This window comes from Bacteroides difficilis (assembly GCF_048319815.1).
Taxonomy (GTDB): Bacteria; Bacteroidota; Bacteroidia; order Bacteroidales; family Bacteroidaceae; genus Bacteroides; species Bacteroides zhangwenhongii.
On sequence record NZ_CP182814.1, the window covers coordinates 4244725 to 4258468 of the forward strand.

The following is a 13744-nucleotide window of genomic DNA, read 5'->3' on the forward strand; positions in this document are numbered from 1 at the left end:
TTTGCACCCGCATTCGAAAGAAAGCAGATAAGGATTGATTCAGTAGCTCAGCAGGTAGAGCACAACACTTTTAATGTTGGGGTCCTGGGTTCGAGCCCCAGCTGGATCACTGAAAAGTAAAATTCCCTTGATAATCAGAGATTTATCAAGGGAATTTTTTATGCATCAATTGGAGTGACAAGGCAAGGTAACTCAACCATAAAAGTTGTACCTATCCCCAACTGGGAATCAGCCCATATCCGTCCGTTCATCTTATCTACAATAGATTTGCAGATAGACAGGCCTAACCCGGCTCCTTGAGTGAAAGAATCGACTTTTTCAAATCTTTCAAATATCTTTTCCAACATATTCTGAGGAATACCGCGACCGGTATCTCGAACACCAATCCGTACATACGACGAATCTATCTCATAAAAAACCTCCACATATCCACTGGTTGTATTCTTTAGGGCATTGGAAAGAAAATTGTTTAAGATCTGCTTGATTCGCAACCTATCCAATTCTACCAGAAAGCCCTGCTCGGGATAATGAGTCTGAAGTTCAACTCCCGCAGGCAACTGACGGGTATACTCCGCAACACTTTCATCCAGAAGTTCAGCCAGATTAAACCAATTCGGATGCAGTTCCAGATGACCGGATTCTAACTTGGACAAATCAAGAACATCGTTTATCAGATTCAACAGGAGTTCGTTATTATGGCTAATGAGAGAGTTGCAGAGTTCTTTTTCGGCCATATTCTCCGTAGTCGCCAATAGGGCCGAGAACCCGACAATCGCATTCAACGGTGTGCGAATCTCATGGCTCATATTAGCCAGAAAAGCTGATTTAAGACGGTCGGACGCTTCGGCTTTATCACGCGCTTTGACAAGCATTTCCTCTGTCTTTTTCAACTCCGTTATATCGTAATTTATACTGATCAATTCAATAATTTTATCTTGCGGAGTATATTTCCGAACTAACAGGTTGACGTGTGTCCATGTATATTCACCGTTATCTCTAAGGACACGCACTTCCTTACTTAATTTTGCCGTTAACCCGTTTCGTGCATCTTCAAAGAATTGAGCCATGCAATTGCGGTCGTCCGGATGGAGATGCCTGTAAATCCCAAAAATGTCGGACAATGGCGTTCCATCCGCTTCACCGATGTTCCTATACCAACTCTTTTGGGCATAACCTTCTCCGGTCAGAAGATTAAGATGGGCATATCCTACTTTTGCATAATCTCCTACCAGCTCAAAAAACTCCTCAAACTCCTGAATCTTATTATAGGCAATGGTCGTTTCTGTCTTATCAGCGTTGATCAACAGGTAATTAATCGGATTACCCTCATCATCATACAGCGTCGTTACCTTAGTTACCAGGTCGATCGTACCTTCCTTTTTGGAATTCTTATAATATGAACCGATCTTAGAGAAGTCATAACGAAATGTAAAGTCCGCATCCTCATTCCTTCTCAAACGCTCTTTCATTTCTTCCGGGAACATAGGATTCTTGAATATGTTGAGTCCCAAAAGATCCTCCTTTTTGTCGAGATGGAACATCTCCAGTTCTTTATCATTCAAATCTATCAATACCCCATCCTTATTGTATAATTCGATACCGACCGGCAGATGCTTATAAATATTATGCAAGATGCGTTCGCTGTGCTGCAAAGCCTGGTAAGCTGATGTCATATTAGGGGCTTCCTGCAATTCGGCTATCCCATAGACATTTGTATGCCCTTCTTTGTCCGTTTCCTGAAAACAAACCTTACTCCTCACCCAAACAGCTCCTTTTACCGTATCAAGTAAATACACGACTTCAGACGTCTGCCGCTCACTGAAAGAATGAACTGTTGTAGGGCGTTGTTCCTCCTTCAATATGCGTTTATTAAAATCTTCAAAACTAATAATACCCGAATCGTCCAAACCTAACAATTCTGAAACATACTCTGAACACTCGTAATTTGATGTTGTCAGATCAGCCTTCCACCAACCCATATTGGCGGCATTCATCAATTTTGAAAAAAATATAGAATCTTTCTGTTTATTCATAACGCTACGCTAACTAATCCTTCTAAGGACAGTCAAAGATACGAAATTAAATATTACAGGCAATTTATAACTTTCTAAAAGATATTTTTTAACACATTATAAGAGATTTATTACTAATACATAAAAAACACCCGACTGAACAACTCTTCTTCTGAAGTAAGTTCAATCGGGTGTATATAAGGAGGCATTGCTTCCTTTATCTCATTCTTTCAGAGCTTGATAAACGGCTTTTGCCATCACCTTTGCTCCTTCTTCATTCGGATGAACTTTATCCGGGAAAAGTTCGGGCATTCCATCCATTGCCGAGTGAAGGTCGATAACCGGCAAATGATTTTTCTTGGCAACTTTCTTTATCATCGGAATAATTTCTTTGGAAATTATATCATCATTGATATTGTCTCCAGTCCGATAGGATTTGGAAGGATAGCAGAGATAAATCTTCGGTTGGGCAGGCAGAGCTTTGAATGCGTCTACCATTGTTTGCAAATCTTTTGTGAAATCCGCCTTATACTTCCAATTGAATGATTTGCTATCGTTTGTTCCAAGTTTGATCACTACGATATTGGGATTGAAAGCCAACGCATCCTGATAGGCTTTCTCTTTCATATATGGATGATCTCCTTTATTTAATAAGGTACGGGCACTGACTCCGAAGTTCTTAACCCAATAACCGTCACCCAGCATACGCCCCAACACGGAAGGATAGCTGTCACGATTACGATTCTTAATCCGGGCTCCATAAGTAATGCTGTTGCCAATGCAAGCAACACGGACCGCATCTTTACGGGGAGCCTTGAAGCTGCGCAACCAAGCTGTCAGTTCATCCAGCATTTCATTTTTATAAAGGAAACCTTCGCGGATTCCCCATCCATGCCCGCCGGAAGGATAAATATGAAGAACTGCAGGAACTTTATTCTTATTCAATGCCAGATAGTAGTTAACGCCATTGGCAGGAGGAACGGCATTATCATCATCACTATATACGATGAAGGCACGCGGTGTCTCTTTTGTCACCTGTTTTTCATTGGAATATTCTTTCTCCAGCTCGGCAGAAGCGTCTTTCCCTAACAGATTATTGCGAGAGCCCATGTGGGTATACGATTTATTCATCGTAATCACCGGATAGAACAGGATCTGGAAGTTAGGGCGAAGCTCGGGTCTGGCATGGGTAGCAATCGTCGACGCCAAATGACCACCGGCAGAAGATCCCATAATACCGATGTCATTGGGATTCAGGTTCCATACATCAGCACTGTCACGCACAATCTTCATTGCAGCTTCGGCATCCGAAATAGGAAGTGTGCGGTCGCCTTTCGGCATTCGATATTTCAGCACAATAAGAGCAATGCCTTGTTTGTTGAAGTATGGAGCCCAATCATAACCTTCGTGGTCAACTGCCAGATGGGAATATCCCCCTCCGGGACAGGCTACCACCGCCCGCCCCGTAGCTAATTCCGGTGCCGGTAGGAATACACGAAGCGAAGGTTGTTCAATATCAAAAGGGCCGGGAGCCTTCTGGGCTACCACCTGCAGACCTGAAAACAGGAAAAGCAACAGGAAAAAAAGAGTAGAAAATTTCTGTTTCATAGTATCTATGTACTTTGATTAATGAATAATTAGATGTGCGAAGATAGTAATTTTCCGTATCTTTGCACCTCATTTTGATTATAAAAAGATATGCAAGGAATAAAGAATCTGACGCAAGGGCCTATCAACCGCCAACTGTTCAATCTGGCAATGCCTATCATGGCAACGTCATTTATACAGATGGCGTATAGCCTCACGGATATGGCATGGGTAGGACGACTGGGAAGTGAAGCTGTAGCTGCCATCGGATCTGTCGGAATTCTGACATGGATGTCGGGGTCCATATCTTTATTGAATAAGGTAGGCTCGGAAGTCAGCGTCGGTCAATCTATCGGTGCACAGAACCAGGAGGCCGCCCGGAACTTTGCATCCCATAACATCACAATCGCACTTATCATTTCTCTTTGTTGGGGTGGATTGCTTTTTGTTTTTGCCGATCCTATCATACGCATCTACGAACTCGAAGAGCATATTACCGCCAATGCTATCCAATATTTACGGATTGTCTCTACCGGACTGCCTTTCGTCTTTCTGTCGGCAGCTTTCACCGGAATCTATAATGCAGCCGGACGTAGCAAGATTCCTTTTTTCATCAGTGGCACCGGATTGGTATTGAATATCATTCTCGATCCTTTGCTGATATTTGGTCTTGGGCTGGGTACTAACGGCGCGGCCTACGCTACCTGGATTGCAGAAGCAAGCGTTTTTCTTATTTTCGTTTATCAGTTGCGTTATAGGGATGCACTGCTCGGCGGGTTCTCTTTTTTCACACGACTGAAGAAACAATACACACGGAGAATCTTAAAACTAGGATTACCCGTAGCAACATTAAATACTCTTTTCGCCTTTGTCAATATGTTCCTTTGCCGCACCGCTTCCGAACAAGGAGGGCACATCGGATTGATGACTTTTACGACCGGAGGACAAATCGAAGCTATCACCTGGAATACCTCACAGGGATTCTCTACCGCTCTAAGTGCTTTTATCGCCCAAAACTATGCAGCGGGACGGATCGAACGGGTACTCAAGGCCTGGCATACTACACTATGGATGACTGGTATCTTCGGAACATTCTGCACATTATTATTTGTTTTCTTCGGAAATGAGGTGTTTTCTATTTTCGTCCCCGAACAGGCTGCTTATGAAGCCGGAGGTGTTTTCCTTCGCATCGACGGATATTCACAGCTCTTCATGATGCTCGAAATCACCATGCAAGGAGTATTCTACGGTATCGGCCGGACGATACCTCCTGCCATTATCAGCATTGCCTGCAACTATATGCGTATTCCGCTTGCTATCGTGTTCGTGCAAATGGGCATGGGAGTGGAAGGTATCTGGTGGGCTGTCTGCGTCACTACCGTTGCCAAAGGATTGGTACTTTTAAGCTGGTTTGTGATTATTAAAAAGAAATGTCTGAGTATCCCTTCTGTAACAAAAGAATAACTCATAATTCTCCTTCATTAACAGACAGTTGGAATTCCACTCGTTATTTTAACTTAAAAAGTACACCTTTGCTAAATAATATATATCTTTGCGGTGTTATTCATCATACGATATGATTCGTATGAAATTATTTTTTTACTAATTAAAAACATCAACATTATGAACAAGATGAAGTTTATGGTTCTCTTTATGAGTGTTGCCATGATATTCAGTGGCTGTGCGAGTATGAACAACACCGGTAAAGGTGCGGCTATAGGTGGAGGTTCGGGCGCTGCTTTGGGTGCTATCCTGGGAGGCGTTATCGGTAAAGGTAAAGGTGCGGCTATCGGCGCTGCCATCGGTACGGCAGTAGGCGCAGGTACAGGTGCTCTCATCGGAAAGAAAATGGATAAAGCTGCAGCCGAAGCAAAACAAATAGAAGGTGCGCAAGTAGAACAGATTACGGATAACAACGGTCTGAAAGCCGTAAAAGTAACATTCGACTCGGGTATCCTTTTCACAACAGGTAACGCAAGTTTGAGTCCTGCCGCTAAATCCGCATTAAGCAAATTCGCAAATAATGTACTTAACCAGAACCGTGATATGGACGTATCTATCTATGGATATACCGACAATCAAGGATGGAGAAACAGTACGGCTGAACAAAGTCGCCAGAAAAACCTAAACTTGTCACAGGAACGTGCACAGAGTGTGGCAAGCTATCTGTTGAGTTGCGGTGTGTCCAGCAACCAGATCAAAGGTGTGCAAGGTATGGGTGAAAGCGATCCCGTTGCAAGCAACGATACAGCAGCCGGCCGCGAACAGAACCGCCGTGTAGAAGTATATATGTACGCTAGCGAACAGATGATCAGAGATGCACAGGCAGCTGCTAATTAAAAAATTACTGCGCTATACACGCAACCTGCTGATTTTTTTCTTCGCATCAACCTTACTGACGGTCATTATCTATCGGTTTATGCCGGTTTATATCACTCCGCTGATGGTTATTCGAAGTGTTCAGCAGATTTTCTCAGGAGATAAACCCACGTGGAAACACACGTGGGTTTCTTTTGATAAGATATCCCCTAACCTCCCGATGGCGGTGATAGCTTCCGAAGATAACCGTTTTGCGGAACACAACGGGTTCGATTTCGTAGAGATCAGGAAAGCAATGAAAGAGAACGAAACACGTAAGCGAAAGCGGGGAGCAAGTACCATCAGCCAGCAGACAGCCAAAAATGTGTTCCTATGGCCTAAGTCTTCATGGGTACGAAAAGGGTTTGAAGTATATTTCACCTTTTTGATCGAATTATTCTGGTCGAAGGAACGAATCATGGAGGTTTATCTCAACTCCATTGAAATGGGAAATGGTATCTATGGCGCACAAGCTACCGCCCAAATAAAGTTCGGAACAACAGCCGCCAAACTGACACGGGGACAATGTGCGCTTATCGCCGCTACCCTCCCTAACCCGATACGCTTCAATTCTGCGAAGCCTTCGCCATATATCCTAAAACGTCAAAAACAGATATTACGATTAATGAATCTGGTTCCCAAGTTCCCACCGGAAGAAAAGACTATAAGAAAGCAACAAGGTAAAAACAAGAAAACGAAGAAGGAGCAATGAGAAATCTCTCTTGCTCCTTTCACTGATAAACTTGTCCGACTGTGTGCTATCCCCATTTATACAAAATCTTTCAACTCTTGCTGTAAACGCTGACGTGTGAAAAAGATACGGCTCTTCACCGTTCCCAATGGCAATCCTAACTTCTCTGCTATTTCACGGTATTTGAATCCCGACACATGCATGGAGAAAGGTACCTTATATTCTTTTGGCAATGCATTGACTACACGATGCATCTCTTTCAAATCATACGCGCCCTCCGTACTGTCAAATCCGGAATCTTGCGGCAAATTCAAATGATAATAATTATCGGTAGTGTCTACAAAGGTCTGGTCACGTACTATTTTCCGGTAGTTATTAATAAAGATGTTGCGCATAATAGTGTACATCCATCCTTTGAAGTTTGTGTCCGGAACATATTTGTCCTCATTATCTAATGCTTTTAAAGACGTTTCCTGCAATAAATCATTTGCTTCTTCACGGTTAGCCGTTAATTTATAAGCAAAACGAAGCAACTCCTCCTGAACTCCAATTAAATCTTTTCTGAAACTTAAACTTTTCATACTTTAAAGGTTTTAATGGTTAATATTCGTTTTTCTCGATGTTTGCAAGTTTAAAGGTATTTTTCCTCTTCGGAAGGGTAATTTCCGTTATTTATGAGGGGAAATTCTATCAAATGATAGTTTCTAGGTGTTTTTTGATAGTTTTTGGGTGGTGAAAAATCGGAGGAAGGTCGAATTTTCTATTTAATTTTCATTAAAGAAAACAGAGGAGTTCCCGACTTTTTAGTAAATTTGGTTGTTATACTTATATCAACCTAAATACAACGGATATGAAAAAGAAGAAACAAATCTTTATGTTATTGCTAGCCTTGCTAGTGGGACTCCCCCTTTCCGCTCAAAGTAAACAAGAGAAGAAAGAGCAGAAAAAAGAGGCTGTCAAGAAGCTCATTGCCTCAGAGAATTACAAGATAGATGTCAGGACCGCCATGCCGATGCGCGGACGCTCCATTCCCTTGACGTCTCCCTACTCATTGGAAATCAGAAATGACTCGGTTATCTCCTACTTGCCTTATTTCGGACGGGCCTACAGTATCCCGTATGGTGGAGGTGACGGACTCAATTTCAGAGCTCCCCTTAAAGAATATGATATGAAAATGGATAAAAAAGGAAATGCCGTTATCGAATTCGTTGCCCGGAATCCTGAAGACAGATATGAATTCAGAGCCAAAGTATATACGAATGGTGAGGCAAGCATCAACGTAAATATGCAGAACCGTCAGTCTATCAGTTTCCAAGGCGAACTGGAGATGGAGGATTAGCCTAATCTTCCGCCTCTTCTCCCCCTTTTAATATAGGTAGGCAAATATGATATTTCACAGCTAAGATGCGGGTTAGAAAGACTACTAATCCGCCTATCAGCTGACAACCGTATGATTCGATCCCTACTAGGTCACAAATCCAATAGGCAATGCCTCCTACCACACAGGCCATCGCATAAATTTCTTTTCGGAAGATGAGGGGAATCTCATTGATAAACACATCACGAATCACCCCACCGGCTGCTCCCGTTATACTACCCATAATGATGGCTACCCAAAAAGGATATCCCAAAGCGATACTTTTTCCCACACCTACCACAGTGAACAAAGCGAGCCCGATAGTATCAAAAATAAAGAAGGTATTATTGAGCCGGATCAGCCAACGGCCGAAACAGATAACCCACAGCAAAGCAAGTCCCGTACATATCAGATAAATAGGATTTGTCATCCAGCCGGGAGTAACATCAAGCAGAACATCACGGATAGTACCACCACCGATCGCAGTAGCAAGACCTACAACATAGGCTCCAAACCAGTCGAAACGCTTAGCCGAGGCAAGCCGGATACCACTGATGGCAAAGGCAAATGTGCCTATAAAATCAAGAATTTGAACGAATGTGGGCATATATTTGTTATTTTGTATGCAAAGTAACGAATAAATTCCGTAAGAAAATGTACTTTTGCTTCACGAATTAAACCGAATAAGATAGAAACAGTATGAAAATAACAATTGTTGCCGGGGCACGCCCCAATTTCATGAAGATAGCCCCCATTACACGCGCTATTGAAGCCGCACGGGCGCTGGGTAAAAGTATCTCGTACCGATTGGTATATACAGGCAAGAAAGAGGATACAAGTCTGGATGCTTCTCTCTTTTCGGACCTCGACATGAAAGCTCCCGATGTTTATCTGGGAGTGGAAAGTAGCAATCCTACGAGCTTGACAGCCGGAATCATGATAGCTTTTGAACAGGAACTAACCGAAAATCCGGCTCATGTAGTCCTTGTAGTGGATGATCTGACAGCAACGATGAGTTGTGCCATCGTCGCTAAAAAACAAGGAATCAAAGTGGCGCATCTGGTGGCGGGAACCCGTTCCTTCGACATGAAAATGCCGAAAGAAGTAAACCGTATGATCACAGACGGGCTATCCGACTATCTGTTCACTGCCGGTATGGTTGCCAACCGTAATCTGAACCAGACGGGAACAGAAAACGAAAACGTATATTATGTAGGTAATATCCTCATAGATACTATCCGATATAATAGAAACCGGTTACTCAAGCCGATATGGTTTTCCGTATTGGGACTGCAAGAAGGTAATTACCTCTTACTTACCCTGAATCGGCGTGTACTGCTCAATGATAAGGAGAATCTCCGACAACTTTTGCAAACATTAATCGAAAAGTCTGCCGGTATGCCTATCGTAGCTCCAATGCACACGTATGTACGCAATGCCATTAAAGAATTAGGAATCGAAGCACCGAACCTGCATATCATGCCTCCTCAGAATTATCTATTTTTCGGTTATCTGATAAACAAGGCAAAAGGAATCATAACGGATTCAGGCAATGTAGCCGAAGAAGCGACATTCTTAGGTATTCCATGTATTACGCTCAATACATACGCCGAGCATCCGGAAACATGGCGGATGGGAACAAACGAACTTGTCGGTGAAGATCCTGTTCTTCTCGCCAAAGCAATGGACACATTAATGAAAGGCGAATGGAAAAGAGGCGAGCTTCCCGAACGTTGGGATGGGCGCACAGCGGAGCGTATCGTACAGATCCTTACGAGTAAATAACCAACAATGATGGGTAAAAAAAGTTATATATTCAACCATCCTCAGAGTTATTTGTTAACTTTGCAGCCCTACTAAGAACGTTTATGAAACAACGATATAGCAAAATACTTATACTGATCTTACTCATATTGGCGGCCTCAAACGCTTTTGCGCAGCAGATAAAGGGAGTAGTTACAGATTCGGTGACTCATGAGCCATTGATGTATATATCTGTTTACTACCAAGAAAAAAAGGATATGGGTACGATCACCAATATTGACGGAGAATACAGTCTCGAAGCCCGTAGAAACGGAGGGACACTTGTATTTTCCGCAGTGGGCTATATCAGTAAGACAGTAAAAGTAAGCTATGGCAATCAGACGGTCAATGTTCAGTTGGCTCCCGATAACGTGATTCTGAATGAAGTCGTTGTAAAGCCTAAGAAAGAGAAATATTCGCGTAAGAACAATCCGGCAGTGGAGTTCATGAAGAAAGTAATCGAACATAAGAAGGCGCAAGCCCTCGAAGTGAACGAATATTATCAGTACGATAAGTACGAAAAGATGAAAATGTCTATCAATGACCTTACTCCGGAAAAACTAGAGAAGGGTATCTACAAAAAATATTCTTTCCTTAGAGATCAGGTAGAAGTGTCGGAAACTACCAATAAATTGATTCTCCCGATCTCTGTACAAGAAACGGCTTCACAAACCATCTTCCGCAAAGATCCCGAAAGTAAGAAAACGATTATCAAAGGAAAAAACTCCAATGGTATCGAAGAATTCTTCTCTACAGGAGATATGCTCGGCACTGTATTGAAGGACGTCTTTGCGGATATCAACATCTATGATGACGAGATCCGTCTGCTTCAGCAGCGTTTCGTCAGTCCTATAGGTAGCAATGCGATTTCTTTTTATAAGTATTATCTGATGGATACGTTGATGGTGGACAAGCGCGAATGCGTACATCTGACATTTGTTCCACAGAATTCGCAGGATTTCGGATTTACGGGACATCTCTATGTATTGAAAGATTCGACCTATGCTGTCCAGAAATGTACAATGAATCTGCCTAAAAAGACCGGAGTCAATTTTGTGAACCGTATGGATATCGTCCAACAGTATGAACAACTACCAAATGGTAATTGGGTATTGGCAGATGACGATATGACCGTAGATCTCTCGTGGAGTTCAAACAAAACGGTGGGGGGATTGCAGGTAGAGCGGACTACAAAATATAGCAATTATAAGTTCGACCCTATAGAGCAACGGCTTTTCCGTTTGAAAGGCAGTGTGATAAAAGAAGCCGATATGCTCTCGAAAAGCGATGAATACTGGGCTAGTGTTCGCCAAGTACCACTGACGAAAACAGAAAGCACAATGGATGTATTCGTCAACAGACTCGAACAGATTCCGGGATTTAAGTATATCATCTTCGGTGCGAAAGCTGTGATCGAAAACTTTGTAGAAACAGGGAGCAAGAAACATCCGAGTAAAGTGGACATAGGTCCTATCAACACGATGATTTCGAGCAACTATATTGATGGAACCCGTTTCCGGTTAAGTGGCATGACAACAGCTCATCTCAACAAACACTGGTTCTTGAACGGTTATGGAGCCTACGGTCTGAAAGATGAACGATGGAAATACAGCGGAACACTGACATATTCATTCAACAAACGCGATTATGTGGTTTGGGAGTTCCCGAAGCATTACATTTCGGCAACTTACAGTTATGATGTAATGTCTCCGATGGATAAATTCCTGTTTACAGATAAAGATAACATTTTCCTTTCATTAAAAACAACGACAGTAGACCAAATGTCGTATATGCGCGATGCTACCATCAACTATGAACTTGAAACACTTACAGGATTCGGCATAAAAGCAATGCTCCGCCACCGTAACGACGAGCCTGCCGGAAAATTGGAATATTTGCGTAACGATGCCGCACAAACCCGTGTGCATGACGTCACTACTGCCGAAGCAAGCCTGACACTACGCTATGCTCCGGGCGAATCATTTGTCAACTCCAAACAGCGTCGTATCCCCGTGTCATTGGACGCTCCTATCTTCACACTCACTCATGCCATGGGATTCAAAGGAGTGTTGGGTGGCGAATACAGTTTCAACCGTACGGAAGCGAGTGTATGGAAACGTTTCTGGCTTCCATCTTCGTGGGGAAAGATAGATTGCAGTATAAAGGCAGGGGCCGAGTGGAACACCGTTCCTTTCCCGTTACTTATTCTGCCGGAAGCCAACTTATCATACATCACCCAACGCGAGACGTTCAACCTTATTAATAATATGGAGTTCTTGAACGACCGTTTCGCTTCAGTTTCATTATCTTACGATATGAATGGCAAACTATTCAATCGTATTCCCCTTATCAAGAATCTGAAATGGAGGGAAATGTTCCGTGTCCGTGCCTTATGGGGTACTCTGACAGACAAGAACAATCCGTTCAAAAGCAGTAACCCCGATTTGTTCCGCTTCCCGATGCGTGATGGAAAATTTACTAGTTTTGTCATGGATCCGAAGATTCCGTATGTTGAAGCAAGTGTGGGTATCTATAATATATTCAAGTTGCTGCACATTGAATATGTACATCGTTTCACCTACCGTGATAATCCGGGTATCAATAAAAACGGTGTCCGCTTCATGGTATTAATGGCATTCTAAGAATTATGCAACCTTTAGCAGAGCGATTACGCCCCAAAACATTAGACGAATATATCGGTCAGAAACATTTAGTAGGACCGGGTGCTATCTTGCGAAAGATGATTGACGCAGGACGCATCTCCTCCTTTATCCTCTGGGGACCTCCCGGGGTAGGCAAAACTACATTGGCACAAATCATTGCCAATAAGCTGGAAACCCCGTTCTATACTTTAAGCGCAGTGACTTCAGGGGTAAAGGATGTGCGTGAAGTGATAGACCGTGCCAAAAGCAACCGATTCTTCTCCCAGTCCAGCCCTATACTATTCATCGATGAAATCCATCGATTCAGTAAATCACAACAGGATTCTTTGTTGGGAGCTGTAGAGAACGGAACCGTCACACTGATCGGAGCAACAACGGAAAATCCGTCGTTCGAGGTTATCCGTCCGCTTCTGTCCCGCTGCCAGCTCTACGTACTCAAATCGCTGGAGAAGGAAGATTTGCTGGAACTTCTGCAACGTGCCATCACTACGGATACTGTACTGAAAGAACGTAAAATCGAACTAAAAGAAACAACTGCCATGCTGCGCTTCTCTGGTGGAGACGCACGCAAACTCCTTAATATATTAGAGCTGGTCGTTGAATCCGAAGCTGAAGACACCGTTGTGATCACTGATGAAATGGTGACTGAACGATTACAACAAAACCCGTTGGCATACGATAAAGACGGGGAAATGCATTATGATATTATCTCAGCCTTCATCAAATCTATTCGCGGCAGTGATCCGGACGGAGCAATCTATTGGCTTGCCCGTATGGTGGAAGGCGGTGAAGATCCGGCTTTCATTGCCCGCCGACTGGTTATTTCGGCCTCCGAAGATATCGGCTTGGCAAATCCCAATGCCTTGCTTCTTGCTAATGCCTGTTTCGATACATTGATGAAAATCGGATGGCCCGAAGGAAGAATTCCTTTAGCTGAAACGACCATATATCTGGCAACCAGCCCTAAGAGCAATTCTGCGTATAATGCCATTAATGATGCACTGGAGTTGGTTCGCTCAACAGGTAATCTACCTGTCCCATTACACTTGCGCAATGCACCTACGAAGCTGATGAAGCAATTAGGCTATGGACAAGAGTACAAGTATGCTCACAATTATGAAGGGAATTTTGTGAAACAACAGTTCCTTCCGGACGAATTGAAAGACAAACGTATCTGGAAACCGCAGAATAATCCGGCAGAACAGAAACATGCCGAACGGATGATACAACTGTGGGGAGACAAGTTCAAAAAAGACGTATAACATATTATTAA

The 13744-nt window shown here is 43.1% G+C and carries 11 protein-coding genes and 1 tRNA gene; 8 read left to right on the forward strand and 4 right to left on the reverse strand.

The window, feature by feature from the left end:
* The first annotated feature begins 36 nt into the window (after positions 1 to 36).
* A tRNA-Lys gene (locus tag ACNOGP_RS16730) sits at positions 37 to 109 on the forward strand.
* Between the two features lie 49 nt (positions 110 to 158).
* Here the strand turns inward: ACNOGP_RS16730 and ACNOGP_RS16735 are convergent.
* Both ACNOGP_RS16735 and ACNOGP_RS16740 read right to left on the reverse strand, forming a co-directional pair.
* The gene (locus tag ACNOGP_RS16735) at positions 159 to 2033 is read right to left on the reverse strand and encodes a PAS domain-containing sensor histidine kinase (RefSeq protein WP_418213263.1); all 1875 of its coding nucleotides are present in this window, start codon (positions 2031 to 2033) and stop codon (positions 159 to 161) included.
* Between the two features lie 201 nt (positions 2034 to 2234).
* Entirely contained in the window at positions 2235 to 3620 is a 1386-nt protein-coding gene (locus ACNOGP_RS16740) for a GDSL-type esterase/lipase family protein (RefSeq protein ID WP_007759801.1), read from the reverse strand.
* Positions 3621 to 3710: 90 nt separating this feature from the next.
* On the opposite strand from ACNOGP_RS16740, the gene ACNOGP_RS16745 reads away from it, so the two are divergent.
* From ACNOGP_RS16745 to mtgA, 3 genes are all read left to right on the forward strand, one after another.
* Positions 3711 to 5063: an MATE family efflux transporter gene (locus tag ACNOGP_RS16745; protein ID WP_143864571.1), complete on the forward strand. Its 1353-nt coding sequence runs from the start codon at positions 3711 to 3713 to the stop codon at positions 5061 to 5063.
* A gap of 159 nt (positions 5064 to 5222) precedes the next feature.
* Positions 5223 to 5939, forward strand: coding sequence for an OmpA family protein (locus ACNOGP_RS16750; protein WP_182505711.1), 717 nt, complete (start codon positions 5223 to 5225; stop codon positions 5937 to 5939).
* Complete coding sequence (mtgA, locus tag ACNOGP_RS16755) at positions 5917 to 6669, forward strand: monofunctional biosynthetic peptidoglycan transglycosylase (RefSeq protein WP_186967715.1); 753 nt, start codon at positions 5917 to 5919, stop codon at positions 6667 to 6669. The genes ACNOGP_RS16750 and mtgA overlap by 23 nt, the downstream gene beginning before the upstream one ends.
* Positions 6670 to 6725: 56 nt before the next feature.
* Here the strand turns inward: mtgA and ACNOGP_RS16760 are convergent, their stop codons facing one another.
* A complete protein-coding gene (locus tag ACNOGP_RS16760; protein WP_007754006.1) occupies positions 6726 to 7229 on the reverse strand; it encodes an RNA polymerase sigma factor in 504 nt (167 codons plus the stop codon).
* Positions 7230 to 7498: 269 nt separating this feature from the next.
* Here ACNOGP_RS16760 and ACNOGP_RS16765 point away from each other — a divergent pair, with 269 nt between their 5' ends.
* A complete protein-coding gene (locus tag ACNOGP_RS16765) occupies positions 7499 to 7987 on the forward strand; it encodes a DUF4251 domain-containing protein (RefSeq protein ID WP_195533544.1) in 489 nt (162 codons plus the stop codon).
* A gap of 1 nt (position 7988) precedes the next feature.
* On the opposite strand, the gene ACNOGP_RS16770 is transcribed toward ACNOGP_RS16765, so the two are convergent.
* Entirely contained in the window at positions 7989 to 8612 is a 624-nt protein-coding gene (locus tag ACNOGP_RS16770) for a trimeric intracellular cation channel family protein (RefSeq protein WP_007754004.1), read from the reverse strand.
* A 92-nt stretch (positions 8613 to 8704) separates the two neighbouring features.
* Between ACNOGP_RS16770 and wecB the strand changes: the two genes are divergently transcribed.
* The 3 genes from wecB (at position 8705) to ACNOGP_RS16785 (ending at position 13733) form a co-directional block, all read left to right on the forward strand.
* Positions 8705 to 9790 (forward strand): non-hydrolyzing UDP-N-acetylglucosamine 2-epimerase, encoded by a 1086-nt coding sequence (gene wecB / locus ACNOGP_RS16775; RefSeq protein WP_007753999.1) that lies wholly within the window; start codon positions 8705 to 8707, stop codon positions 9788 to 9790.
* An 83-nt stretch (positions 9791 to 9873) separates the two neighbouring features.
* Positions 9874 to 12450, forward strand: coding sequence for a DUF5686 and carboxypeptidase-like regulatory domain-containing protein (locus tag ACNOGP_RS16780; protein WP_186967717.1), 2577 nt, complete (start codon positions 9874 to 9876; stop codon positions 12448 to 12450).
* A gap of 5 nt (positions 12451 to 12455) precedes the next feature.
* On the forward strand, positions 12456 to 13733 hold the full coding sequence (locus ACNOGP_RS16785; protein WP_143864576.1) for a replication-associated recombination protein A: 1278 nt from the start codon (positions 12456 to 12458) through the stop codon (positions 13731 to 13733).
* Positions 13734 to 13744 lie beyond the last annotated feature (11 nt).